This is a genomic window from Mesorhizobium sp. CA10, assembly GCF_020165285.1.
In the GTDB taxonomy this organism is placed as follows: domain Bacteria; phylum Pseudomonadota; class Alphaproteobacteria; order Rhizobiales; family Rhizobiaceae; genus Mesorhizobium.
In genome coordinates, this window is sequence record NZ_JAIUHV010000012.1 from 1 (window position 1) to 22924 (window position 22924).

General features: G+C 63.4%; 24 protein-coding genes, 1 tRNA gene and 1 pseudogene. 12 read left to right on the forward strand and 14 right to left on the reverse strand.

What is annotated here, in order from left to right:
* Nucleotides 1-330: 330 nt before the first annotated feature.
* The 3 genes from LB535_RS22675 to LB535_RS22685 form a co-directional block, all read right to left on the reverse strand.
* Nucleotides 331-1497 (reverse strand): trans-sulfuration enzyme family protein, encoded by a 1167-nt coding sequence (locus tag LB535_RS22675; RefSeq protein WP_224633778.1) that lies wholly within the window; start codon nucleotides 1495-1497, stop codon nucleotides 331-333.
* Nucleotides 1494-2930: a pyridoxal-phosphate dependent enzyme gene (locus LB535_RS22680; RefSeq protein ID WP_224633780.1), complete on the reverse strand. Its 1437-nt coding sequence runs from the start codon at nucleotides 2928-2930 to the stop codon at nucleotides 1494-1496. Before LB535_RS22680 ends, LB535_RS22675 begins: the two co-directional genes overlap by 4 nt.
* Nucleotides 2931-3133: 203 nt before the next feature.
* Nucleotides 3134-3532, reverse strand: coding sequence for a RidA family protein (locus LB535_RS22685; RefSeq protein ID WP_224633782.1), 399 nt, complete (start codon nucleotides 3530-3532; stop codon nucleotides 3134-3136).
* 170 nt (nucleotides 3533-3702) lie between these two features.
* On the opposite strand from LB535_RS22685, the gene LB535_RS22690 reads away from it, so the two are divergent.
* Together LB535_RS22690 and LB535_RS22695 are read left to right on the forward strand one after the other, a co-directional pair.
* Entirely contained in the window at nucleotides 3703-4032 is a 330-nt protein-coding gene (locus LB535_RS22690) for a hypothetical protein (RefSeq protein ID WP_140542969.1), read from the forward strand.
* A gap of 63 nt (nucleotides 4033-4095) precedes the next feature.
* Nucleotides 4096-4677, forward strand: coding sequence for a cysteine hydrolase (locus LB535_RS22695; protein WP_224633785.1), 582 nt, complete (start codon nucleotides 4096-4098; stop codon nucleotides 4675-4677).
* Between the two features lie 204 nt (nucleotides 4678-4881).
* Here LB535_RS22695 and LB535_RS22700 read toward each other — a convergent pair.
* Nucleotides 4882-5124 (reverse strand): annotated as a pseudogene (locus tag LB535_RS22700) (winged helix-turn-helix transcriptional regulator); the annotation flags it as partial.
* Nucleotides 5125-5236: 112 nt separating this feature from the next.
* On the opposite strand from LB535_RS22700, the gene LB535_RS22705 reads away from it, so the two are divergent.
* Nucleotides 5237-6007, forward strand: a complete 771-nt coding sequence (locus LB535_RS22705) for a type 1 glutamine amidotransferase domain-containing protein (RefSeq protein ID WP_224633787.1) — start codon at nucleotides 5237-5239, stop codon at nucleotides 6005-6007.
* 106 nt (nucleotides 6008-6113) lie between these two features.
* Here the strand turns inward: LB535_RS22705 and LB535_RS22710 are convergent, their stop codons facing one another.
* Nucleotides 6114-7454, reverse strand: coding sequence for an FAD/NAD(P)-binding protein (locus LB535_RS22710; protein WP_224633788.1), 1341 nt, complete (start codon nucleotides 7452-7454; stop codon nucleotides 6114-6116).
* A gap of 371 nt (nucleotides 7455-7825) precedes the next feature.
* Complete coding sequence (locus tag LB535_RS22715) at nucleotides 7826-8011, reverse strand: hypothetical protein (protein ID WP_140542964.1); 186 nt, start codon at nucleotides 8009-8011, stop codon at nucleotides 7826-7828.
* A gap of 309 nt (nucleotides 8012-8320) precedes the next feature.
* Between LB535_RS22715 and LB535_RS22720 the strand changes: the two genes are divergently transcribed.
* The 4 genes from LB535_RS22720 (at nucleotide 8321) to LB535_RS22735 (ending at nucleotide 11484) form a co-directional block, all read left to right on the forward strand.
* The gene (locus tag LB535_RS22720; RefSeq protein WP_095767965.1) at nucleotides 8321-8683 is read left to right on the forward strand and encodes a septal ring lytic transglycosylase RlpA family protein; all 363 of its coding nucleotides are present in this window, start codon (nucleotides 8321-8323) and stop codon (nucleotides 8681-8683) included.
* Nucleotides 8684-8973: 290 nt separating this feature from the next.
* Entirely contained in the window at nucleotides 8974-10251 is a 1278-nt protein-coding gene (locus LB535_RS22725; RefSeq protein ID WP_095767964.1) for a polyhydroxyalkanoate depolymerase, read from the forward strand.
* Nucleotides 10252-10438: 187 nt separating this feature from the next.
* Nucleotides 10439-11056 carry a transglutaminase-like cysteine peptidase gene (locus LB535_RS22730; protein WP_095767963.1) on the forward strand — a complete coding sequence of 206 codons (618 nt, stop codon included), beginning with the start codon at nucleotides 10439-10441 and terminating at the stop codon, nucleotides 11054-11056.
* A gap of 194 nt (nucleotides 11057-11250) precedes the next feature.
* Nucleotides 11251-11484: a hypothetical protein gene (locus LB535_RS22735; RefSeq protein ID WP_140847511.1), complete on the forward strand. Its 234-nt coding sequence runs from the start codon at nucleotides 11251-11253 to the stop codon at nucleotides 11482-11484.
* 208 nt (nucleotides 11485-11692) lie between these two features.
* Here LB535_RS22735 and LB535_RS22740 read toward each other — a convergent pair whose 3' ends face one another.
* The 4 genes from LB535_RS22740 to LB535_RS22755 are packed head-to-tail and all read right to left on the reverse strand — an operon-like array spanning nucleotide 11693 to nucleotide 14434.
* Nucleotides 11693-12055, reverse strand: coding sequence for a helix-turn-helix domain-containing protein (locus LB535_RS22740; RefSeq protein ID WP_224633791.1), 363 nt, complete (start codon nucleotides 12053-12055; stop codon nucleotides 11693-11695).
* 24 nt (nucleotides 12056-12079) lie between these two features.
* Nucleotides 12080-12604 carry a Smr/MutS family protein gene (locus LB535_RS22745; RefSeq protein WP_140847517.1) on the reverse strand — a complete coding sequence of 175 codons (525 nt, stop codon included), beginning with the start codon at nucleotides 12602-12604 and terminating at the stop codon, nucleotides 12080-12082.
* Nucleotides 12601-13704, reverse strand: coding sequence for a murein transglycosylase A (locus LB535_RS22750; RefSeq protein WP_224633793.1), 1104 nt, complete (start codon nucleotides 13702-13704; stop codon nucleotides 12601-12603). Before LB535_RS22750 ends, LB535_RS22745 begins: the two co-directional genes overlap by 4 nt.
* Nucleotides 13705-13726: 22 nt before the next feature.
* Nucleotides 13727-14434, reverse strand: coding sequence for a Tim44/TimA family putative adaptor protein (locus tag LB535_RS22755; RefSeq protein ID WP_224633805.1), 708 nt, complete (start codon nucleotides 14432-14434; stop codon nucleotides 13727-13729).
* A 201-nt stretch (nucleotides 14435-14635) separates the two neighbouring features.
* On the opposite strand from LB535_RS22755, the gene LB535_RS22760 reads away from it, so the two are divergent.
* Together LB535_RS22760 and secB are read left to right on the forward strand one after the other, a co-directional pair.
* The gene (locus LB535_RS22760) at nucleotides 14636-15130 is read left to right on the forward strand and encodes an FxsA family protein (RefSeq protein WP_140847526.1); all 495 of its coding nucleotides are present in this window, start codon (nucleotides 14636-14638) and stop codon (nucleotides 15128-15130) included.
* A 352-nt stretch (nucleotides 15131-15482) separates the two neighbouring features.
* Nucleotides 15483-15986, forward strand: a complete 504-nt coding sequence (gene secB, locus LB535_RS22765; RefSeq protein WP_095767956.1) for a protein-export chaperone SecB — start codon at nucleotides 15483-15485, stop codon at nucleotides 15984-15986.
* 201 nt (nucleotides 15987-16187) lie between these two features.
* Here secB and yidC read toward each other — a convergent pair whose 3' ends face one another.
* Genes yidC through rpmH form a run of 3 tightly spaced genes read right to left on the reverse strand, consistent with a single transcriptional unit; the run spans nucleotide 16188 to nucleotide 18535 of the window.
* Nucleotides 16188-18017 (reverse strand): membrane protein insertase YidC, encoded by a 1830-nt coding sequence (yidC, locus tag LB535_RS22770; protein ID WP_224633806.1) that lies wholly within the window; start codon nucleotides 18015-18017, stop codon nucleotides 16188-16190.
* Between the two features lie 13 nt (nucleotides 18018-18030).
* Nucleotides 18031-18384, reverse strand: a complete 354-nt coding sequence (rnpA, locus tag LB535_RS22775; RefSeq protein WP_095767954.1) for a ribonuclease P protein component — start codon at nucleotides 18382-18384, stop codon at nucleotides 18031-18033.
* A gap of 16 nt (nucleotides 18385-18400) precedes the next feature.
* The gene (gene rpmH / locus LB535_RS22780; RefSeq protein ID WP_008833937.1) at nucleotides 18401-18535 is read right to left on the reverse strand and encodes a 50S ribosomal protein L34; all 135 of its coding nucleotides are present in this window, start codon (nucleotides 18533-18535) and stop codon (nucleotides 18401-18403) included.
* A 254-nt stretch (nucleotides 18536-18789) separates the two neighbouring features.
* On the opposite strand from rpmH, the gene LB535_RS22785 reads away from it, so the two are divergent.
* Both LB535_RS22785 and LB535_RS22790 read left to right on the forward strand, forming a co-directional pair.
* Entirely contained in the window at nucleotides 18790-20283 is a 1494-nt protein-coding gene (locus tag LB535_RS22785) for a sensor histidine kinase (RefSeq protein ID WP_224611275.1), read from the forward strand.
* A gap of 188 nt (nucleotides 20284-20471) precedes the next feature.
* Nucleotides 20472-20548: transfer RNA gene (locus LB535_RS22790), tRNA-Arg, on the forward strand.
* Nucleotides 20549-20850: 302 nt separating this feature from the next.
* Here the strand turns inward: LB535_RS22790 and LB535_RS22800 are convergent.
* A complete protein-coding gene (locus LB535_RS22800) occupies nucleotides 20851-21705 on the reverse strand; it encodes an arylamine N-acetyltransferase family protein (RefSeq protein ID WP_224611273.1) in 855 nt (284 codons plus the stop codon).
* Between the two features lie 652 nt (nucleotides 21706-22357).
* Here LB535_RS22800 and LB535_RS22805 point away from each other — a divergent pair.
* On the forward strand, nucleotides 22358-22885 hold the full coding sequence (locus LB535_RS22805) for a dihydrofolate reductase family protein (RefSeq protein WP_224633807.1): 528 nt from the start codon (nucleotides 22358-22360) through the stop codon (nucleotides 22883-22885).
* Nucleotides 22886-22924: the final 39 nt, after the last annotated feature.

A 22924-nucleotide genomic window follows, 5' to 3' on the forward strand; every position in this document is an offset into this window, starting at 1 on the left:
CTGTCCGAAAGGACGACCAGGATTCATTCGGTCTCCTTCCCACTTCAACCATACACCAGAACCAACACACAGGATTCTAGGGTCTTCGCGCGTCGCTTCGCTCCTTGCTCCGCCCTAGAATGACGAAGGACAGGTTGGCGGGACAGCCCCCCTCTGGCCTGCCGGCCATCTCCCCCACAAGGGGGGAGATTAGCAGCTCCGCCGGCGCGCTCTTCCTGCAACGTCGATGATTTGCGAAAGCGGTCGCGACATCCAATCTCGGGGGAGATGGCCGGCCGGCAGGCCAGAGGGGGGTGTGACGGAACTCGACGATTGCCCCCAAGACCCTCACTACCCCAGTGCCTGCTCCAGATCCGCGATCAAATCATCGCCGTCCTCGATCCCACACGACAGCCGCACCAGCGAATCCGATATCCCGATCGCTCCGCGCTTTTCCGCCGGGATCGATCCGTGCGTCATCAGCGCCGGGTGCTCGATCAGGCTTTCGACGCCGCCCAGGCTTTCGGCCAAAGTGAAGAGCTGCGTACGTTCGAGGAAGCGTTTTGTTCCCGCCAGGTCGCGGTCGAGATCGACCGAGATCATGCCGCCGAAGGCGTGCATCTGCTGGACGGCGATGGAATGCTGCGGGTGGCTGGCGAGGCCGGGATAGATGACCCGGCGGACATCTCTTCGCGTTTCCAGCCATTGCGCTATTTTCAGGCCGTTGGCCGAATGACGCTCCATCCTGAGCGCCAGGGTTTTTATACCGCGCAGCGCCAGAAAACTGTCGAACGGGCCGGAAATGGCGCCGATGGCGTTCTGCAGAAATTTCAGCTGGGCGGCAAGGTTCTTGTTGTCGCCGACGACCGCCACGCCGCCGACCATGTCGGAGTGGCCGTTGAGATATTTCGTCGTCGAATGCACGACGATGTCGATGCCGAGCTCCAGCGGGCGCTGGATATAGGGGCTGCAGAAGGTGTTGTCGGCGACGGTGAGCAGCCCTTTGCGTTTGGCCAGGGCGGCGACCGCTTCGAGATCGACGATGCGCAGCAGCGGGTTGGTCGGCGTCTCGACCCAGAGCAGTTTAGTCTCCGGCCGGATCGCGGCCTCGACCGCGGCGAGGTCGGTGAAGTCGGCGAAGCTCACCTGCAGCCCGGCGGAGCGCTTGCGCACCCGCTCCATCAGGCGGAACGAGCCGCCATAGATGTCGTCGGTGGCGACGATATGGGCGCCGGAATCGAGCAGCTCGAGCACCGTGCCGATCGCCGCCAGGCCGGAGGCGAAGGCGAAGGCGGCCGAGCCGCTTTCGAGGTCCGCGACCGCGCGCTCGAAGGCGAAGCGCGTCGGGTTCTGGCTGCGGGCGTACTCAAAGCCCTTGTGCACGCCGGGCGACTGCTGGCCGTAGGTGGAGGTGGCGTAGATCGGCACCATCACGGCGCCGGTCAGCGGATCGTGGCTCTGGCCGCCATGGATGGTGCGGGTGGAAAAGGCCAGGCGGTTCTTGCCGTTCGAAGTCATTTGGCGCGGCGCCTCAGATGGTTGATCAGGTCGATACGAGTTATCAGGCCGATGAACTCTTCGCCATCGAAGACGATGGCGACCTCGTTGCGGTCGAAGACAGGCAGCAGCGCGTCGAGCGTCTGATTGGCCTGCAACGTGTGCAGGTTCGACGTCATGGCCGTGCGCACCGGCGCGTTGAAACGGTCCCAGCGGCCGTCATAGGGTCCATCGACCTTGGCCAAAATATCGCTCTCGTCGACGATGCCGACCAGCCTGCCTTCGTCCAGCACCGGCAGCTGCGAAACGTCGGAGCGGCGCATGCGGCCATAGGCGTTGAGCAGGGCTTCCTCCGGGCCAACGGTCACAATGTCGCCGGTGCGCGGCGAGCGCATGACCAGGTCGCGCAAATCGCCATGCTGTTCCTGGTCGGCAAGGCCCTGCTCGGCCAGCCAGATATCGTCGAAGACCTTCGACAGATACTTGTTGCCGCTGTCGCAGACCAAGGTGACAACGCGTTTTGGCGTCGTCTGCTCGCGACAGTAGCGAAGCGCTGCCGACAGCAGCGTGCCCGAGGAGGAGCCGGCCAGGATGCCTTCCCTGGACAACAGATCGCGCACCGCCAGCATGCTCTGCTTGTCGGGAATGGAATAGGCCTTTTTCACCAGCGACAGATCGGCATTGGGCGGCACGAAATCCTCGCCGATGCCTTCGACCGTCCAGCTGCCGGCCTCCTCCATCTTGCCGGTCTTGATCAGCGGCGCCAGCACCGAGCCGACCGGATCGGCCAGCACCATCTCGGTCTTGGGCGAGTGTTTCGCAAAAAAGCGGCCGAGGCCGGTGAGCGTGCCGCCGGAGCCGACGCCGACCACCACCGCGTCGACATCGCCTTCGAGCTGCGAGAAGATCTCCGGCCCGGTCGTGGTCTCATGCGCGAGTGGGTTCGCCGGGTTGGCAAACTGGTTGGCATAGAAGGCGCCGGGGGTCTCGGCGGCGATCTTCTCGGCCATGTCCTGGTAATATTCGGGATGGCCCTTGCCGACATCGGAGCGGGTCATGCGCACCTCGGCGCCCAAAGCGCGCAGATGCTGGATCTTTTCGCGCGACATCTTGTCGGGCACGACGAGGACGATGCGGTAGCCTTTCGGGATGCCGACCTGGGCGAGGCCGAGGCCGGTGTTGCCGGCGGTGGCCTCGACGATCGTGCCGCCGCGCTTCAGGCGCCCCTCCTTCTCCGCCGCCGCGATCATCGACAGCGCGATGCGGTCCTTGATCGAGCCGCCGGGATTCTGGCTTTCGAGCTTGATGAATAGGCGGCATTTGCCGGTGTCGAATTTGGTCAGCTCGACGACCGGCGTCTGGCCGATCAGGTCGAGCACCGAAGCGTAAGGAGGACGCAATCTCGACAGGTTGATGTGCGCGCCCTGCGGCGCCGCTTTTGTCTGCTCGCTCATCTTGAGTGCTCCATCGAAGCAGTTCGAGGCGGATGTCGGCAATCTCGCGCGTGGAGCCGCGGGAATCCATTCCGGCTTCGCGGATCGCGCGCCCTGTCTTTTCCAGCCCTTTTCATCAGGAAAGAAGATAGATCGTGCCAATCCGGCGGCGAGTGGAGGAATGGAATTTCACGGGCGCGTAGTCTGTCCGCTCAAGCGGGGAACTACGCAATCGCCGCCTGGCCCTCGATCTCGATGAGGAAGTCCGGATTGCCGAGGCCGACAACACGCAGCGCCTTGATAATGGGCGGCGGAGCACGGTTGGCCCAGAACGCCATCCAGGCGCCAAAGCCCGGAGCGATATCCTGGTCGCCAACGATATAGACCGACAGGCTGACGAGATTCTCCAGCTTCGCTCCGCCAGCTTCCAGCACCTTGGCCAGATTGGCCAGCGCCTGCGTCGTCTGCGCCGCGAGATCGCCCTTGCCTACGATGTTGCCTTCGGCATCGACGCCGTTCTGCCCTCCGACCAGCACAATGCGCGCGGAAGCAGGCAGCGACACGCCTTGCGAATAGGCGGGGTTGCTGTGCATGCCTCGCGGGTTCAACCTTTCGATAGTCATTCTCGTTCCTCCATGCCGGCAATGACCGGCCGCCCTTGTCTAAAATCAAGCGGCACAGAGGCCCAGCTTGAGGGCCTCTTCAACGCACCATATCGTTCGTTGCCGATGCCTTTTCCATCATGCTAGCCGAACGAAGCGCGGGACGAACAGCGCGTGCCAAGGAGCGGCCGATGAAGATTCTTGCCTATGACAATTTCAAGCCCGGCGTCACGCTCGACGATCTCAGGCCCTATCTGCGCGACGAGGTCTCGAATGTATGGCGGCTGTGGAAGCAAGGCATCGTGCGCGAGAACTATGCGCGCGCCGATGTCGGCGGCGTCATCATCGTCTTCGAGCTCGACAGCGTCGAGCAGGCCATGCGCTATACCGATGATTTCCCGCTCTCCAAAGCCGGGCTGCTGGAATGGCATTTTATCGCTTTCGACGCGCCGCTGCCGCTGGAATTCCTGTTCGACCCGACCGTCGATATCGCCAAACCGTGGGATCGGACGGCAGCATGATCCGCTCTGGCGAAGGCATCGAGATTCCGCAGCGCCTGGCCCGAATGGTGCGATCCGCGCCGCATGGCGCTGGTCGTCTACGACATGCAGGTCGGCATCTGCCGCCAGATCGAAGGCGCTGCGGCGATCGTCGAACGCACCGGCACGGCATTGGAAGCGGCGCGCTCGGCCGGCATGCGGGTGGCATTCACGCGTCATTTGTCGCTGCCGAAAAAATGGATGGGCGCCACGCAACTGCGCACCGCCATGGCCTGGCAGCGGTGCGACAGCCCCGACGCTGTCCAGCCATGGTTCCCGCGCGACGCCGAAGCGACACGGATCGTGCCGGAACTCGCTCCGCGCGCGGACGAGGCCGTGTTCGACAAGCTGACCCTGTCGGCCTTCGATTCCACCTCGCTCGGCTTTGCACTGCGTGACTGCGGCGTCCGTGCGGTGGCGCTCGCCGGCATCGCCATGGAGATCGGCATCGAGCCGACCGCGCGCCAGGCGACCGACAACGGCTTCGTCGCCGTGGTGATCGAGGACGCCTGCGGCTTTGGCAATAGCGAAGCGCGCGACCGCTCGATGGCGACGCTGCGCTTTCTTGGCGAAGCCGTCGTCACCGATGTCGCGGGCTTTTGCGGCGCGCTTGCCGATGCCGCTTGATCTCAGGCTGGAGGCCTTGTTCTTACGCAATTGCGGACGGAAGGCTACGGCGAAGTCGCCGAGCCCAACCGCTACGCACTTTCCTGGAATTGCTCCAGGCAGCTGCTTCAATGTCGGTGCGGAAGCGCACGCCCTCGGCGCGGCCATGCCGGATGCCCAGTCGTAGAGCGCCTGCAGCGCCGCGGCGAGGTCGCGGCCGCGCTCGGTCAGCGCGTAGCGCGCCTTGCCATCCGGCGAGGTCTCGAGCGTGACGAAGCCGATCTCGACAAGATCGGCCAGGCGCTGCGTCAGCATCTTGTCGGAAAGCGAAGGGATCAGCCGGCGCAATTCGGAATAGCGCAGCGGTCCTTGCTTGATCCGCGCGATGATCACCGTCTTCCATTTGCCGCCGAGCGCATCGAGCGCGAACTCGACCGGGCAGCCATAGAGTCTACCGCGTTGTGTCATGCGCCGATCCTAGGCAAGGGCCGCGCGCAGCAAAAGCGGAATTTACCCCGCCATGTGGCCAGATTGCCGTGCCCGGCTTCGTCGGCGACGACTTCATAAAAGGGAGAGCAAAATGAGTGTTCGGGATCCCAATCCGGTCAATGCACGAAAGCCGAAGCGGGTGGCGATCGTGATCGCCAATCCGGCCGTCTCCACCATAACGGGGTGGCCGGTCGGCTTCTGGTGGAGCGAGCTCACCCATCCCTGGTTCGCTTTCACCGAGCGCGGCTACGAGGTCGAGATCTTTTCGCCCGACGGCGGCAAGTGCGAAGCCGATGCGCTGAGCGACCCGCGCGATCCGTCGGGCTATTCGGAGGCCGATCTCATCTCGCTCGGTTTCATTTCGAACCCGAAGCTACAGGCGCTGGTCGACGACACACGGCCGGTGGCCGAGATCGATGTCGCTGGCTTCGACGCCATCGTCGTCGCCGGCGGCCAGTCGCCGATGTTCACCTACGAAGGCGCGACCGGTCTCCAGCAGGCCTTCGTCGCTTTCCACGAGGCCGGCAAGGTGGCCGCCGCGCTCTGCCACGGCACCGCCATCCTGCGCTATGCCAGGCGCGCCGACGGATCGCTGCTTGCCGTGGGCAAGACGGTGACCGGCTTTGCCAATGTCGAGGAGGATTTTGCCGACAACGCCACCTGGGCGATGGGGGCACTCGAACGCGGCAAGCATTTGATGCCGTGGCGGATCGAGGACGAGCTCAAGGCGATCGGTGCCAATTATATCCAGGCCGGGCTGTGGCGCGGCTTTGCCGTGCGCGACGGCAACCTGATCACCGGGCAACAGAATTTTTCCGGCGCCGAAACCGCCCGCGTCGTCTGTGAGGCGCTTGGCGGCTAGAGCACGATCCCGAAAAGTGGGAACCGGTTTTCGGAGAAGAATCACGCTCCAACAAAGAGTCAGATCAGGATGGCGATTCAACGAAACGCCATTCTGATCTAGAGCCTTATCCGAGCAGCTGCTTGCCCAGCTTCGCGCATTGCACGCGAATGTCGGGAATGGCGTCGATCTCGAAGAAGGTGCCGCGCGTCAGCGGTCCGGCGGCGAGCAGCTTCGACGACACCGTGCCGTCGGCCGCGATCAGCTCGCATTTCGCCGTGACATCGAGGCCGAGGCGCAGCGGATCGGGACGCGCCAGGCCGCGCTCGATCAGCGAGCGCACCACACCGTTCGACGTCCGCGAAATGTCGCGGGCGATGCCCATGCAATCGTAGAGCCGGGCGACGTCCAGGGTCTCGACGTCCTGCGTGCCGCGCGGCTGGATCTTCACGACGAAGCCGCCGTTCGGTTCTATGGCCACCACCCTGCCGGCGACGAGACGGATGCGGCCTGAGGCGACCGCCTCGGTGACGCGCGCATAGACTTCCGGCGCCATGCGGTGGCGGTGGATGTCCCACCAGGCCTTGGTGTGCTCGACGAAGCGGCGCTTGGCCGAGGACGGCCAATTCTGCCAGATCGTCTGGTTGAAGGGTCTGAGACCGTCGACGACGTCGCGCCAGTCGCCGCCGGCTTTCTGGGTCTCGCGGATCAGGTTGCGGAACCAGCCGACGAAATAGGAAAGCTGGGTGCCGAGCGGAATATCGGCGATATCGAGCTTGATCGGATTGCCCTTGCGGTGCGGCGACGGCAGCAGGCCGCGCCGCGACACCGCGACGATAGCGCCGCGATGGCCGCGCTGCTCCAGCGACAGGAAAGCGTCGACCATGCTCAGGCCGGTGCCGAGCAGCAGCACCTGGGCTTCAGCATCGAGCCCGGTGTCGGCCTCCGTCCCCATCCGGACGGCGTGACCTTGGAAGGCGCCGGGCTGCTCGTCATGACCGGTGGCCAGGACGGCGAGATGCGCCACGACGCTGGTGCCGTTAGCAAGCGCGACCTCCACGCCCGACGAGGTCGGCGCGATCGACAGGCTCTCCTCGCGGATCAGCCGCAGACGACTGGTGTCGCGCTCGCGCTCCTCGAGGCCCTCGAGCACATCCTGCAGATAGCGGGCGTAGAGGCTGCGCGGCGCATAGAACGGTCCCTGGTCCGGCCTCGCGAGGCCGCGTTCCAGCACCCAGCGCGCGAAATGCGTCGGGTCGTCGGCATAGGCGCTCATGCCGGAGGCGTTGACGTTGAGCACATGCGCCGAAAGCAGCGTCGAGTAAGCCATGCCCTGGCCGAAATGCGGCCGCTTCTCGATTAGCGTGACGCGCAGGTCCGGATTGGGCGACTTCAACAGGTGCGCGGCCAGCACGACGCCGCTGGCGCCGCCGCCGACAATGATGATGGAGTTGCCGCGTCCAACCATGACTGCTAGCCGAAACGTGACTCGAGCGATCAGCGCCGGGCGAGCGCCGCGGACGGCCTCAGCCGCAAGCCACGAACGATCGCCGGAACGGTTTTTTGAAGGTCGCGCATCGTTCTCTCACTCCCAATGTTGATAAGATTACTATACTAACCGTACCAAGCACGAAATCGCAGTCCCAATGCCACCCCCTTTGAAGCATGGATTTGCCGAGAAGGGATGACAGCCGGATTTTTCGTTCGCTGGGGTGTTTTGTGGGAGGGCGGCGGCCATCTTTCTTTGTCATTCTAGGGCGAAGCGACGCGCGCAACGATGCTGCTTGCCGGCGAATGCGACCGCCTGACCGCCAGCCGTCTCCGCCCGGACCGGCAAGGTCATATGCGCGAGCGGGTCGCCCAGCGCAGGCCGACCACGCCGACCAGCATGGTGACGAGGCCGATATAGAGCCATTGCGTCTGCCCGGTCATGAAACTGCCCTTGACGAGACCGAGGCCTTGCAGCGACCACAGCGCACCCAGCCCCAGCACAATCAGCGCCAGCACAAACCTGATCAATCGCATCGGCTGGACCCTCTCCGGAAGTCGATCCTGAACGGCAATGGGTACGCAACAAAAGACGTCGAGGAATCGAAGCAGTTCCGTCCTCAGTACTTAAAATCTTGTGGGCCGATCTTGCCCCGAATGTCCCGTATGCCGGCCCGATATTCATTGAGAATACGCCTTAACGGGGCCGTGAATATCATGACAAACTGTTTCGCGGCGACTCCAAACGTGTGCTGTCGCCATGGAACCGCCAGATCAATGCCGCATTTCCCGCCTCATTCGGCACATATCGGCGGGGCATATCTCTAACGGAGCCATCCCCAAAGCATGAAGAAAACTAACCAGACTGCGCTTGTCGCGGTAACGATCGCGGCTGGCCTGATGGCCGGCGCCTCATCCGCCTCCTCCGCCGCCGCGCAGTGCGGCCGCGCTTCCTGGTATGCGCTGCATTCCAGAACCGCCTCAGGGGAACGCATGAACCCCTCGGCACTGACTGCAGCCCATCGCTCCTTGCCCTTCGGCACCAAGCTTCGGGTCACCAACAAGAACAACGGCCGCAGCGTCGTCGTGCGCATCAACGATCGCGGTCCGTTCGTGAAGGGACGCATGCTCGATCTCTCCCGCGGCGCCGCCGGCCAGCTGGGCTTCATCGGTTCGGGCCATACCGCCGTCTGCATGGCGCGCGTCTGAGCCGCCTTTTTGATGCATGTCGTCATCCAAAGCGCTGCCCACTTCAGGGCGATATGCATTGGTCGTGTCCGGCATGAGGGGCCGGACACATATCCTTCACATTTCGGCAGCGCACATTGAGCCGGCTCGCCCGCTTAGGTCCGGTTTTCAACAGGTTGAACGAAAGATGCATTCGTCAGACAAAATGACGTATTGCATCGCAACAATATCTTGCTAACCTCGCCGGGAGACATTCAAGGCTCGGCGCAGTTCGTCGTCCTTTTGGTCGTCGGACGGCAGCGGGGTTCGCGATGTTCTACCAGCTCTACGAAATGAACCATGCGGCGCTGCAGCCGGCCCGCTTCTATGCCGACGCCGTGCGGCTCTTCTACTCCAACCCGCTCAATCCGGTTTCCCACACCCCCTTCGGCCGCTCGGTCGCGGCGACCGCGGAGCTCTTCGAGCGAACCACCCGTCGCTACGGCAAGCCGCAGTTCGGCCTGGACAAGGCCGTGGTCGACTGGAAAAGCGTCGACGTCACCGAAAAGACGGTCTGGTCGAAGCCCTTCTGCGACCTGATCCGCTTCGAGCGCGCGCTGCCCGCCGGCCGCAAGCCCGATCCGAAGCTTTTGATCGTGGCGCCGATGTCGGGCCATTACGCGACGCTGCTGCGCGGCACAGTCGAGGCGATGCTGCCCCATGCCGACGTGCACATCACCGACTGGGTCGATGCCCGCATGGTACCGGCGGCGCAAGGAAGCTTCGATCTCGACGACTATGTCGACTACATCATCGAGATGTTCCACGCGCTCGGCCCCGACACGCATGTGATGGCCGTATGCCAGCCCTCCGTGCCGGTGCTGGCGGCGGTGGCGCTGATGGAAAAGCGCGGCGACCCCTTCGTGCCCTCCACCATGACGCTGATGGGCGGACCGGTCGACACGCGCCGCAACCCGACCGCGGTCAATCTTCTGGCCAAGGAAAAGGGCATCGACTGGTTCCGCGATAATGTCATCATGCCGGCGCCATGGCCGGTGCCGGGCTTCGGGCGCCCGGTCTATCCGGGCTTCCTGCAGCTCTCGGGCTTCATGAGCATGAACCTCGACCGCCACATCATCGCGCACAAGGACTTCTTCATGCACCTTGTGAAGCATGACGGCGACAGCGCCGAAAAGCACCGCGACTTCTACGACGAATATCTGGCGGTGATGGACCTGACGGCGGAATTCTACCTGCAGACGGTCGACACCGTGTTCGTGCGCCACGCTCTGCCGAAGGGCGAGATGACGCATCGCGGCGAGGCGGTCGATCCGAAGGCGATCCGCAACGTCGCGCTGCTGACCATCGAGGGCGAGAACGACGATATTTCCGGCCTCGGCCAGACCCAGGCCGCGCATGATTTGTGCGTCAACATCCCGGCCGACAGGCAGGCGCACTACATGCAGCCGGCCGTCGGCCATTACGGCGTCTTCAACGGCTCGCGCTTCCGCTCCGAGATCGTGCCGCGCATCGTCGATTTCATTTCCAGCTATGGCCGCCAGCACCGGGTGGCGGCGAAGCCTAAACTGGTCCGTTCCGCCAAAAGCTGAACTCCGGAGCCCGGCATCAGCCTAGCCGCCGCCTGGCGGCCAGCGGTGTTGCACCCGCGCTTCTGTTGCGAAAGTGCCGCTACCGGATCGCGCAGGTAACCATGCCGCCAAACTGACCGTCGTCTCCAATTGACACGGACTGTAAATCGCCCTTAACGTTTCGTTAATAAAGAACAGGGCGGGGGCAATGACTTCCTCAGCGATGACGCGGATTCTGCGCTTGTGTGCAGCCGCAGGACTGGCGATCTCTGCGCATTGGGCGGTGCCGGCCTGGGCGGCTGGCGCGATGGCCACGGGCGGCCTGACCTCGCAACCGATCGGCCACTATGATTTCTGCAAGTCGCATCCGAGCGAATGCAACATCCGCCCGGTCAATCTCGGACCGGCCACCATGACGGACGGGCTGTGGCGCAGGCTGGTCAGCGTCAGCGCCAAGGTCAACGCCGCCGTCAAGCCGTTGAGCGATCTCGATCACTACGGCAAGGACGAAGTCTGGGCCTATCCGGACGACGGCTATGGCGACTGCGAGGACTATGTGCTGGAAAAGCGCCGCCAGCTCTACCGCCTGGGCATGTCGCTGGCCGACCTTTTGATCACCGTCGTGCGCAAGCCGGACGGCGAAGGCCATTCGGTGCTGACGGTGCGCACCGACAAGGGCGACTATGTGCTCGACAACCTGACCGACAAGGTCAAAGCCTGGGACGCGACCGGCTACCGCTTCCTCAAGCGGCAGGCGATCGACAACACCGGGCGCTGGGTCTCGATCCGCGACGGCCAGCCTGTGCTTGTGGGCTCGGTGCAGTAGGCAGAGCTGAGGGCGCTAACCTCGGTTTCGTCATTCGAGCAAAGCAAGGAGCGCAGCGACGCAGCGCAGGCCCTAGATGACGAAGAGAGGGTTTCGCTCTCTCGGACACATTATTTCGCATCTCTCCATGAACCTTTTGCGTCCGGCCGGCGACACACAGCCGTGGACGACAAACCCAACCATGGAGAATTTCAATGACTGCTTTACTGCGAAACACCCTGCTTGCCGCCATCGCGGTGTCGGCCTTGACCGGATCGGCCCTGGCGGACGAGACCACCAAAAGCTGTGCCAAGACCAATCTCAACGACCTGTGGAGCGGCCGTTGCTGCGGCGTCGACTCCTCGGCTTGTCTGGGCGGTGGTAACGGCGGCCGCGATCACAACAACAATGGCGGACGCGGTAGCACGAACGGCGCCGGCAAGCAGTGATTTCAGGAATAAGGGCTGTCCGCGGCCCAGCACACGGAAGCCGTGGCCCTCGCTGAACGTCACCGCGGTGCAGAACGATCTCTGTTCTGCACCGCCTTGTCCTTCGCGCGAGGTCACGGAATGGATCCTCAGGCCTGCGCGTCCGCTTCGCCCGTGGATGACGAAGTTCGGGCGGCTTCGGCTAGCCGCCCCGTTTCATCAGGGCAAGCTATCCGCGCAGCGCAGCGCGGACAGCCGCCGTGATTTTCCTCAGCTCCGCCTCATCCAACTTCTCGATGCTCTCGGCCAAAAGGTTGGCCAGCTCGGTGGCCGCCGGCGACAGGCCCGATGTGTCGATCCTGACCCTCGGATGCGAGCTTTCGGCGAGGCGGGCAAGATCCTCGGCGTCGTCCCAGATGATGTTGAAATAGCCGATAATCTTCTGGATCAGTGTCCAGGTCGGCGCGCCGCGGCGGCCGTGCTCGAGCGCCGAAAGATAGGCGGCGCTGACGCCGATGGCCTTGGCCATCGCCTTCTGGCTGACGCCGCGCTCGGCGCGCAGCGTCCTGAGCTTCTCGCCGAACGGGGTCATGTCGGCTGGCTCATTGCCGAATCCTCATGACCGTATCCGCCGCAGCCGCACATAGAGCGCGCCCGAGCCGCCATGATTGCGGGCGGCATGGTCGTGGCTGGAGACGAGATGCCGGAAAGCGGGCGTCGACAGCCAGGCCGGCACGGCGCGGCGCAATATGCCGTCGCCGCCCGAGGACGACCCCTTTCCGGTGATGATCAGCACGTAACGGATGCCGCCGGCATGCGCGCGGTTGAGGAAGGTGAGCAGCAGCGAATAGGCCTCGTCCTGCGTCATGCCGTGCAGGTCGACGCGGCCTTCGATCGGCAGCCGGCCTTTTTTCAGCTTGTGCAGCGTCTGGTCGTCGAGCGAATGCGCCACATGCGGCGCCTTCGGCTTGGCGGCCACGGCCGCTACGCCATTGGCGGCAGGCCGGGGCGTCTCAGGCTTGGGCTCGACGATGTCGGGGATCTCGACGGCCGTTTTGCCCTTCAGCGGCCGGGCAGAGCGCGCCACCAGGTTCCACAGGATGCGGTCGTCATCGCTGAGATGGTCGTCGCGGCGGCTCACCGGGTCGCTCCATGCAGAAGCGCACGCGGCACCAGCGCATAGAAATCGGCCCCGTTGCGGACCACGCCGGCGATCTCGCCGGCAGCGTCGCCTGAGCCGGCGAAGAGGTCGCCGCGCGCCGGACCGGTGATGGCCGAGCCGGTGTCCTGCGCGATCATCAGCCGCCGGAACGGTTTTTCGTCAAAGGCGGTGAGCGTCGGCGCGTCGATGTAGAAGGGCGTGCCGAATGTGTGCAGCAGGCGGTCGACCGCGACCGAGCGACCCGGCGTCAGCGGCACCTTGGCGGCGGCGATGGGCCCAAGCGCCGCGTCGTCGACCGCGGCTTCGCGGAAGAAAATGTAGGAGCGGTTCCGCCACAGGATCTCGTCGACCCGGTCGGGATGTGCCTTGAACCAGGCTCGGATCGATTGCATCGTTACCTTTTCCAGCGGGATCTCGCCGAGATCGCTCAAGACCTTGCCGGGGCCGGTGAAGCGCTGGCCCGATTTCGCGGCGTAAGTGACGCGGCAGAGCTTGCCGTCGGTCATCTTCAGACGCGCCGCGCCCTGCACGTGGATGAAGAAGGCGTCGACCTTCTCGGCGAGCCAGGCGATCTCGAGGTTCCGGCCGGAGAGCGCGCCGCGCTCGATTTCGCCACGATCGAAATATTCGACCGGAACACCATCGGTCCGGCGGGCGAAGGCCAGATAGGCATCCATGCCGGTCGGCCGGTTGCCGTCGTCGATTTCGATCAGGTCGGCGGGGCGCGACAGCAGCGGCACGGTGAACCGCCCGGTCCTGACCGGCGAGGCTTCGACCTCGGGCTCGTAGAAGCCGGTGACGAGACCCGAGCCGTTTTCGGGCCGCACCAGCATCGGCACGAAATGCCGTTCGAAAAAGGATCGCGCCTCGGACCTGCTCGGCGCCGAAACGGCACGCGCCTCGGCATACGCATCGGCAAAAGCATTGAAATCGACGCCGAGCGATCCGGTGCGGTAGGATTTTATCGGCGCGTGGAAGGCCGAGCGGCGAAACGCGGCGAAGGCCGCAGCATGGTCATCTTCGCCCCAGCCCGGAAGATCGCTGAAGGATTTTATGCCGAGTGCGGAAGAGAGCGGCACGACTGGGCCCCGCCGCTTGATCTCAATCTTCTTCTTCGGTGGCGACGAGCTTCCAATTCGGGTCGCGCGAGCGGGTGTCGCGGGCGAAGGTCCAGACATCCTTGACCTCGGCCACCGTTTCAGGGTCGCCGTCGATGACGGCGCCGGCCTTGTCGCGGGTTGCCGAGATCAGCTCGGAGACGACGCGCAGCGTGATATGCGCTTCCGAGCCCTTCATTTCGGCGGCGACGATGTCGGCCTTGTCGATGCCGACGAAGGAGGACTGGATCTTCTCCGATTTGGCCTCGCGGTCGCCGATCGCGGCGACGAAACCGTCATAGACTTCGCGCGACAAAAGGTTCTTCAGCGTCTTACGGTCGCCGTCGGCATAGGCCATGACGATCATCTCATAGGCCATCTTGGCGCCGTCGACGAAGGTCTTGGGATCGAAGGACGGGTCATTGTCCTTGATCGCGCGCAGGCCCCTGTTGAGGTCGGTATCCGGCTTGGCGAAGGCGTCGATATCGGCATAGATCTCGGGCGCGATTTCGCCCGGCGCGCGCTTGCGCGGCAGCGACACCACATTTTCAGGCTTTTGCGCCGCGTCGGCCTCGCGCGTGCGGCTCGCCGAATAAGGATCGAAGGGCGGGCGCTCGTTTCCGGTGCGACGTCCAAGCACGTTGCGCAGCTGGAAAAAGATCACAACCGCCGCAATCAGAAAGAAAATCGTGCCGAAGTCGAAGAAACCCATATTTTCCGCCAACTCGATCCCTGTCCGTGCCGGACCGGCGTAACCCCTGGGGACCGCGGTCGCATAGCGTTCAACACCCAAAGCATATAGAACGGCAGGCGCAATCATTCAAATCAAAGGCAGCCATACCTATCTAAAGGCGCCAAGGCCAGCGGCGATTGTCCGTCAGCGCCGCAAAAGAAGAAAGCGATCGGTCAAGACTTGCGCATCTCGTTCATCCCGCTGTTCCTGCTCCTGCTGCCGCTTCTGGAGATCGCCGGCTTCGTCGTCGTCGGCCGCGAGATCGGGGCTTTGGCTACGGTCGGGCTGGTCATCCTTTCCAGCGTCGCGGGCAGCCTGCTGCTGAGGCTTCAGGGTTTTGGCGTCATGGCGCGGGTGCGGGCGGAGATGGATGCCGGGCGCGATCCCAGCCGCCAGCTCGCGCATGGGGCGATGATCGTGCTGGCGGCGATCCTTTTGATCATTCCGGGCTTCATCACCGATTTCTTCGCCATTCTTCTCTTGTTGCCGCCGGTGCGCGACTTCGCCTGGCGCCTGCTGAAGAACCGCATCGTCATGGCGACCAGCTTCAGCCGCGGCTTTTCGGCGCGCCGCCGCAACAATGTCATCGACCTCGACGACAGCGACTATTCGCGCGACGATTATCCGGACCGGCCGGACCACAATTCGCCCTGGCGGCGGCTGAAGAACGATTAAGCGGCCAAAACGTCTACCGGTTCGCCCTCGGGCGGAGCGGGAAGCGAGCGTACCGCGCAGCCCACAGGATCCTGTGACTTCCGAGCGTTGCCGCGGTGCAAAATTCTGCTCCGCCGCATTGCACGGCTCAGGTCACGGAATGGATTCCAGGGTCTCCGCGACGCCGCTTCGCGGCTGCTCCGCCCTGGAATGACGAGGTTGGGAGGCTCCTGCCAATCCCCGCCGTTCGCGCTGTCCTGTTCCTTCTGCCGATGAGGGCGGCAAAACTTGTTTTGTCCGGCCGAGCATGGTAGCGAACCCGCGATTTCAATCCGGTCAGCAATGCTGCCCAGGCAAAAGGACTTAAAGGCTCATGGCCAGCAACGATGACGCCGCGACCGGCGCCGCCAACGGCAACGGCACCCAAAACCAGCCCTCGCTCAATGTGCTTGCGCAATATGTGAAGGACCTATCCTTCGAAAGCCCCGGCGCCCCGAATTCGCTGCGCGGCCGCGACAAGGCTCCGGGCATCGCAATCAATGTCAATGTCAACGCCAACCCGCTCTCGGACAAGCAGTTCGACGTCAATTTGACGCTGAACGCCAAGGCCTCCTTCGACCAGGAAGTGCTGTTCAACGTCGAGCTGGTCTATGGCGGCGTCTTCGCCATCAGCGGCTTTCCGCAGGAGCACATGCTGCCGCTGCTGTTCATCGAATGCCCGCGGCTTCTGTTCCCCTTCGCCCGCCAGATCGTCGCCGACGCCACCCGCAATGGCGGCTTCCCGCCGCTGATGCTCGATCCGATCGATTTCGCGCAGATGTTCCAGCAGCGCATCGCCGAGGACCAGGCTGCGGCTGGCAAGGTCCAGGTGAGCTGAGGTTAACCGGCGCTACACCCTATCGAAAGCCCGGCTTCGCGCCGGGCTTTTTTTTCGCTGTTTGCTCCGCCCTGGAATGACGGCCGGGAACATGGCCCCGGCCAATCTCGAAGGTTGACGGCTGATCGCTGGGCCTGATCAACAAAAAACCCCGGACAAAACGATGCCAGGGTTTTTTCGTCTTAGCAGTTCAGGAGCCGTCTATTCCGCCGGCGATGGTTTCTTGCGGAAAATCGATGCCAGATTGTCCCACAATTCGATCTTGGCGCCCTGGCGCTTCATGATCACGCCCTGCTGCAGAATCGACAGCGTGTTGTTCCAGGCCCAGTAGATCACGAGGCCGGCCGGGAAGCTGCCCATCATGAAGGTGAAGATCACCGGCATCCAGGTGAAGATCGCCGCCTGCGTCGGGTCCGGCGGTGCCGGGTTCATGCGCATCTGCAGGAACATGGTGATGCCCATGACCACCGCCCAGGCGCCCATATGCGGCAGGAAGGCCGGCGCCGCGAACGGCAACAGGCCGAACAGGTTGAAGATCGAGGTCGGATCCGGCGCCGCGAGGTCGTGGATCCAGCCGAAGAACGGCGCGTGCCGCATCTCGATGGTGATGTAGAGCACCTTGTAGAGCGAGAAGAAGACCGGGATCTGCAGCGCCACCGGCCAGCAGCCGGCCAGCGGATTGATCTTCTCGGTCTTGTAGAGCTCCATCATCGCCTGCTGCTGCTTCATCTTGTCGTCCGCGTATTTCTCGCGGATCTCGACCATCTTCGGCTGCACCTTCTTCATGTTCGCCATCGAGGCATAGGACTTGTTGGCGAGCGGGAAGAAGATGGCCTTGACGACGACGGTGGTGGCGAGGATCGCCAGCCCGAAATTGCCGAAGAATTTGTAGAGCGTGTCGATGAGCCAGAACATCGGCTTGGTGATGAAATAGAACCAGCCCCAGTCGATCAAAAGGTCGAACTGGCGGATCTGCCGGTCCTTGGCATAGGCGTTGATGGTCGAGACTTCCTTGGCGCCGGCGAAGATTTCGGATTCGACCGTCGTCGACTGGCCGGGCGCGATGCTGATTGCGTCGGACAGGTAGTCGGACTGGTAGCTGTGGCTGTGCGGCCCGTCCTTGAACTCGAAATAGGAAAATTTCGGCTGGAAGGGCTGCTTCTCCGTTGGGATGAGCGTCACGGCCCAGTATTTGTCGGTGATGCCGAGCCAGCCATTGGTCGACTTGCTGGGCGTGTATTCCTTGTCCTTCTCGATCTTGGCGTATTTGTATTCCTGCAGCCCCTCGCTGCCGGTCACGCCGATCAGGCCCTCATGCAGCACATAGGTGCTGGCGACGGCCGGCTTGTCGAAACGGGTGACGCGCCCGTAATTGTACAGCGAGACGGCGGCCGTTCCGGAATTCTGCACCGTGTCGGAAACGGTGAACATGTATTCGTTATCGATCGAGATGGTGCGCTTGAACGTCAGGCCCTTGTCGTTGGTGAAGGTCAGCGTCACCGGCGTCGAGGGCGTCAGCGTCGGATTGCCGTCGACGCTCCACACCGTATCCGCGCCGGGCACAGTGCCGGTGGTGTCGTTGCCGACGAAGCCGATCTCGGCGAAATAGCCATTGGGCAGCGACGACGGGTTGAGCAGCTCGATCTCGGGCGAGTTCTTGTCGACCGTCTCGGTGTAGTGCTTGAGCCTCAGGTCGTCGAGGCGCGCGCCGGTCAGGTTGATCGAGCCCTCGAGGCTGGGCGTGTCGATCTTGACGCGCTTGGTGGCGGCAATCGCCTGGTCGCGGCTGGCCGCGGTCACGCTGTCGCTGCCGGGCGCGCTGGGGATGGCGCCGGCGGTCGGGGCCGGCGTTCCGGCCGCGCCTGGATTGGTGCCCTGCGCTTCCTTCTTCTGCGCCTCGACGCGCTGTTGCTCGACGCGTGCCTGCTCGCGCTGCTGTTCCATGCGCGGGTTCATGTAGAACACCTGCCAGAGCGTCAGGATCAGCACCGACAGCGCGATGGTGATGAAGAAATTGCGGTTGTTTTCCATCGAAGCCCTTGGCCTATCGTGTTCCGCGCAGCCGGCGGGAGAGCTCGGCCTTCAACTGGCCGAACGGAATGGCAAGCACGTCTTCACGCCCGACGATGACATAGTCATTGCCGGGCGCCATGTCATCGGCGGCATGAACGCGCACGGCTTCCCTCAGCCGCCGCCGGACGCGGTTGCGCACCACGGCGTTGCCGACCTTCTTGGTGACTGTGTAGCCGACGCGCGGCGCAAGGTCATCGCCGCGGTCGAGAACTTCAACGAGAAAAAGCCGCCCGCGGCGTTTCTCGCCGCCGCGCACAGCCAAGAAATCCGCGCGTTTCAGAAGCCGCCCGGGAGTTTTCCCCTGTGGCTTGCCGGGTGCGGGCAACGATCTCGTCTTTCGTTCAGGCGCTGAGCCGCTTGCGGCCGCGGTTGCGACGGGCGGCAACGACGCCACGGCCACCCTTGGTGGCCATGCGGGCACGGAAACCATGCCGGCGCTTACGGACGAGCTTGGACGGTTGGTAGGTACGCTTCATTTGTTTTAATACCGCGGGGTGCGGCCCTTCTTGATTCTGTCACTGTGCAACAGGAGCTTTGCCGGGCCGGCCTAGGCGCGATCGAAACCGCGCCGGGACGAATGGCCCGAGCGTGAGCGGGCTTATAGAAAGAAGGTCTTTGGAAGTCAATCCGCCCCGCCGCGAGGCATTTTTCGCGGAGCCGACGATGAAATTGGCAAAAAAGCCGCAAATCGCATAGTCTTGGCCGATCAAGCCTTTGTGAATGCGCGTCAATGACGAGTGAAACTCTGCCCACGAACGAAAAGGCACAGCCGGCGGCGGCGAATTCGTCGCGCCGGGTGCCGTTGTCGCGCGGTCTGTCGACCAAGCTGCTTTTACTCACCATCGCCTTCGTGCTGCTGGCTGAAATCCTGATCTTCCTGCCCTGGATCGCCAGCTACCGGGTCAACTGGCTGAAGGAGCGCCTGAGCACAGCCGCCGCGGTGTCGATCGTGCTGTTGCAGGGCGAGCCCAACTCGCTGTCGCACAACGCCCAGAACGATGTGCTGATGGCGATCGGCGCCAAGGCGATCGCCGTGCGTGACGGCGGTGTCTCGCGGCTTCTGGTGGTCGCCGACATGCCGCCACAGGTCGACGCGCACATCGATATCGCCAATGTCGGCCTGATCAACGGCATGACCGGCGCGCTCGACACGCTGTTCTTCGGCGGCAAGCGCATGCTGCGCGTCTTCGGCCCGGTCGGCGACAGCGACAAGGAATTCGAGCTGATCATGCCGGACTACCGTTTGCGCGACGCTATGCTGAGATACTCGCGCAACGTCGCCGTCGTCTCGCTGCTCATCTCGCTGTTCACCGCCATGCTGGTCTATGCGGCGATCGACCTGATCATGATCGGGCCGATCCGCACCATGACGCGTTCGATCCTGGCCTTCTCCGAGGCGCCCGACGATCCCGGCCGCGTCATCCGCCCCGCCGACCGCGCCGACGAGATCGGGGTCGCCGAACGCGAGCTGTCGCAGATGCAGGACCGGCTGCAGAAGATGCTGTCGGAGCAGAAGCATCTCGCGGATCTCGGCCTGGCCGTCTCCAAGATAAACCACGACATGCGCAACATCCTGGCGTCCGCGCAGCTGATGTCGGATCGCCTGCGCCAGGTGAAGGACCCGACGGTGCAGGCCTTCGCGCCGAAGCTTCTGCGCGCCCTCGACCGCGCCGTCTCCTATTCCGAAGGTGTGCTTCACTATGGCCGCACGCAGGAGCCGGCGCCGTCGCGCCGCCGCGTGCGGCTGCGCCAGCTGGTCGACGACGTGCACGGCCTGCTCGACATCGAGGACGGCATCGAGTTCATCAACGCCATCGAGCATGCCTTCGAGGTCGATGCCGATTCCGACCAGCTGTTCCGGGTGCTCACCAATCTCTGCCGCAACTCCGTGCAGGCGATGGCAGCCGACACCGAAAGCGCGGTGGTGCGCCGGCTGGCCGTCGCGGCCGAGCGCCAGGGCAGCGTCAGCCGCATCACCGTCACCGACACCGGTCCCGGCCTGCCGCCCAAGGCGCGCGAGAACCTGTTCGCCGCCTTCCGCGGCTCGGCGCGCACCGGCGGCACCGGGCTTGGCCTGGCGATCGCGCACGAGCTGATCCGCGCTCATGGCGGCACGGTCGAGCTGGTCGAATCGATCGGCGGCCGCACCGTCTTCGCCGTCACCATTCCCGACCAGCCGGTGCGGCTCGACCAGGCGCGCAATGGTTTGCGCCGCCCGGCTTGAGCCCACCACCGCCTGCGGAGCCGCTTGTCGGTAGCGGCGCGCCTCGATCGGCATCGGCAAAACCACCTGCGACAAAACTTTTGCCGGATCGGCTTGCTTTTCGCAAATTCAGTCGTTAGGGAACACTCCACATCGCGGCCGGCCTTCTCGACCGGATCGCGGGGCCTGTGTCATGCACGGCCTGTTGCGCGCCCGTAGCTCAGCTGGATAGAGCACCAGACTACGAATCTGGGGGTCAGGAGTTCGAATCTCTTCGGGCGCGCCACTTCGCAATACGCTATTGGCGCCAAAATCGGCCGGTGCTTCGATTAACCAGTCAGGTTGTCGAGTTAAGTGCACTGGACTGCACCCGTGCGTGAGACACGCTAACTTCTGTGACAGGTTGTCCCTGAGGATGACCGATGACGGAATGGCGATCCGGACGTTTCCGACGGCGTACAATTGAAGGCGATCAAGCGTGCGGAAGGCGGCGAAGGCGTTCTGCCTGTGGCACGCAAGCTCGGGATATCGCGCAAGCTCCTGCATGATTGGATCAAGGCGTGGAAGGCCCTTGGGCCTGAGGGGAGTCTAAGCAAAAAACGGATGCGGAGCGTCTCCCGTCCCTTTCGCCTTCATAACCGCCACGCACTCATCGATCTGCTGATCGGACATGTTCAGCCCGAATTCGCCACGCAGCACGTCCCTGAATTCGATCTCGGTTGCGAGCCAGCGCTTCTCCGCGTGCCCCTCCGCGTCGCGGACCGTGACACGCGCATTGTACATGGTGATCCGACTCCTGTTCGGTCCCGGCTTCGCCACGATGATGTTGCCCTGGTATGGCGCGTCCGGGTGGGTTGCGGTGTACCAGTTGGTGATCTCGTATTCGCCATCATAGCGCGGGTAAGGAATGACCCGGTAAATGTGCTGCCAGCCACGGTTGAGCAGCGCCTGGAGCGTCAGCTCGCCGCCGACATCGATAAAGCGCATGACCTCGTGCGGCGTCTCTTGTTCGATCTGCGGCGCAAGCAAGAGCGCGCAGGTCGGCGCGAGGTTGCCGAAGCCGACATCCGCAAGATAAATTCCCTCCGGCAACTCCACTTTTAACAGCATGTGGATGGCCGGGCGCGGCGCATCGATCGCCAGCCCGCGTACGACACGCCCTTGCAGGCTTGTGATCCTGTAGCCGAGCGACCAAAGTCCGGCCCGGAACAGCATGTTCTGTTCAAAGCAGTATCCGCCGCGCTTGCTGGCGATCATCTTGTGCTGAAGCGAAGGCACATCGAGCTTGGGCGGAAGCCCGAGCATGATATCCAGCGTTTCGTAGGCGATTGAATGCGAGTGCGCGAAAATAAGTCGATTCAAGGTCTCAAGCGTTGGTGTGACGGGCCCGGAATAGCCGATGCGCGCAAGCCAAGCGTTCTGATCGAATTGCGTGTCGGACATCTCGCGCACCTCCGCCGTTTCGCAACGCCGATATTACCAGTCTGGGTCCGACCGCGAAACATGCCAGAAGTCTAGCATGTCGATGAGGGTGGCTCGGTCCGAGTTGAGTTCGAGAACAGCTTGGCACCTTTGAGACATGCCGACGGGCTCTGAGAAAGTCTCTTCCATCGAGCTCGAGCGGAAGCGGCCAGCCGACCGTAAAACGTCGCTATGGCCCATCGCGCCGTTCCCCGGATTGATCGAAATGGCCGCACTTGAAGGGTAAGCGGACCGCGAAATCGGGAAGACAGCTGGCCATGAGGCGTAGTGCAAGATCGCAGTCCGTCGCTGGTTATTCGGCCGGATCGTTTGGGCGGCGGCCGCATCATAGCGCCACGGCGAAGCAATAGTGCCCATCTTCATCGGCCGCGGCGCGCCAACAATTTCAGATATTTAGCTGAATCCCACCGTTTTCAAATGGCCGTTTTGAAACGGCTTTGCATCGTCGGAGCGCGGTTGGGAGAACCGCAACAAAGGATCGGGCGATCATCTGGCCCGAAACGTGTTGCGTTTATGTATGCGGCAGAACCAATTGCAAAATAAAATCAGTCGGCCTAATCTGAACCGATTGCACAATGCAATTAGATTTGTGATGCCGTGTGAGGAACAGACAATGGCCAAGCTCGCGTTCGGAATGAACCAGTCGCTGGACGGCTACGTCGATCACACGGCCTTCGGGCCGAGCCCCGCGCTTTTCCGCCACTTCATCGAGGAGGCCGAGCGTCAGGCGGGCAGCATCTACGGTCGCCGCATGTATGAGATCATGCGCTACTGGGACGACGAGCATCCTGAATGGGATGCCGAGCGACTTGCCTACGCAGCGGCGTGGCGGCGCCAGCCGAAATGGGTCGTCTCACGCTCGATGAAGTCCGTCGGTCCCAACGCAAGGCTTGTCGAGGGCGATCTCGGGGACGCTATCCGAAAGCTGAAGGCCGAGCGCGACGGCGAGATCGAGGTCGCCGGCCCGGATTTGGCGCGAAGCCTCACCCAGCTGGGCCTGATCGACGAGTATCGGATCTACCTGCACCCGGTGGTGCTTGGCCACGGCAAGCCTTATTTCGCCGGACCCCGACCGCCGCTCCGCCTGATGGCTCATGACCGGATCGAGGATGTGATCAGGTTAGCCTACGCTCCCGCCTGATCTCCGTCGTCCGACGCGCCCTCCGCCAGACCGCTTATT

Bases quoted from the DNA above. Each gene is read 5' to 3' on its own strand.
- LB535_RS22715 (WP_140542964.1), bottom strand. From the start codon at position 8,011: ATGCGATTGATCAGGTTTGTGCTGGCGCTGATTGTGCTGGGGCTGGGT.
- LB535_RS22755 (WP_224633805.1), bottom strand. From the start codon at position 14,434: ATGGGTTTCTTCGACTTCGGCACGATTTTCTTTCTGATTGCGGCGGTT.
- LB535_RS22680 (WP_224633780.1), bottom strand. From the start codon at position 2,930: ATGAGCGAGCAGACAAAAGCGGCGCCGCAGGGCGCGCACATCAACCTG.
- LB535_RS22705 (WP_224633787.1), top strand. From the start codon at position 5,237: ATGAGTGTTCGGGATCCCAATCCGGTCAATGCACGAAAGCCGAAGCGG.
- secB (WP_095767956.1), top strand. From the start codon at position 15,483: ATGGCCAGCAACGATGACGCCGCGACCGGCGCCGCCAACGGCAACGGC.
- LB535_RS22725 (WP_095767964.1), top strand. From the start codon at position 8,974: ATGTTCTACCAGCTCTACGAAATGAACCATGCGGCGCTGCAGCCGGCC.
- LB535_RS22720 (WP_095767965.1), top strand. From the start codon at position 8,321: ATGAAGAAAACTAACCAGACTGCGCTTGTCGCGGTAACGATCGCGGCT.
- LB535_RS22740 (WP_224633791.1), bottom strand. From the start codon at position 12,055: ATGACCCCGTTCGGCGAGAAGCTCAGGACGCTGCGCGCCGAGCGCGGC.
- yidC (WP_224633806.1), bottom strand. From the start codon at position 18,017: ATGGAAAACAACCGCAATTTCTTCATCACCATCGCGCTGTCGGTGCTG.
- LB535_RS22710 (WP_224633788.1), bottom strand. From the start codon at position 7,454: ATGGTTGGACGCGGCAACTCCATCATCATTGTCGGCGGCGGCGCCAGC.
- LB535_RS22690 (WP_140542969.1), top strand. From the start codon at position 3,703: ATGAAGATTCTTGCCTATGACAATTTCAAGCCCGGCGTCACGCTCGAC.
- LB535_RS22695 (WP_224633785.1), top strand. From the start codon at position 4,096: ATGGCGCTGGTCGTCTACGACATGCAGGTCGGCATCTGCCGCCAGATC.
- rpmH (WP_008833937.1), bottom strand. From the start codon at position 18,535: ATGAAGCGTACCTACCAACCGTCCAAGCTCGTCCGTAAGCGCCGGCAT.
- LB535_RS22685 (WP_224633782.1), bottom strand. From the start codon at position 3,532: ATGACTATCGAAAGGTTGAACCCGCGAGGCATGCACAGCAACCCCGCC.
- LB535_RS22730 (WP_095767963.1), top strand. From the start codon at position 10,439: ATGACTTCCTCAGCGATGACGCGGATTCTGCGCTTGTGTGCAGCCGCA.
- LB535_RS22800 (WP_224611273.1), bottom strand. From the start codon at position 21,705: ATGTCCGACACGCAATTCGATCAGAACGCTTGGCTTGCGCGCATCGGC.
- LB535_RS22805 (WP_224633807.1), top strand. From the start codon at position 22,358: ATGGCCAAGCTCGCGTTCGGAATGAACCAGTCGCTGGACGGCTACGTC.
- LB535_RS22785 (WP_224611275.1), top strand. From the start codon at position 18,790: ATGACGAGTGAAACTCTGCCCACGAACGAAAAGGCACAGCCGGCGGCG.
- LB535_RS22735 (WP_140847511.1), top strand. From the start codon at position 11,251: ATGACTGCTTTACTGCGAAACACCCTGCTTGCCGCCATCGCGGTGTCG.
- LB535_RS22675 (WP_224633778.1), bottom strand. From the start codon at position 1,497: ATGACTTCGAACGGCAAGAACCGCCTGGCCTTTTCCACCCGCACCATC.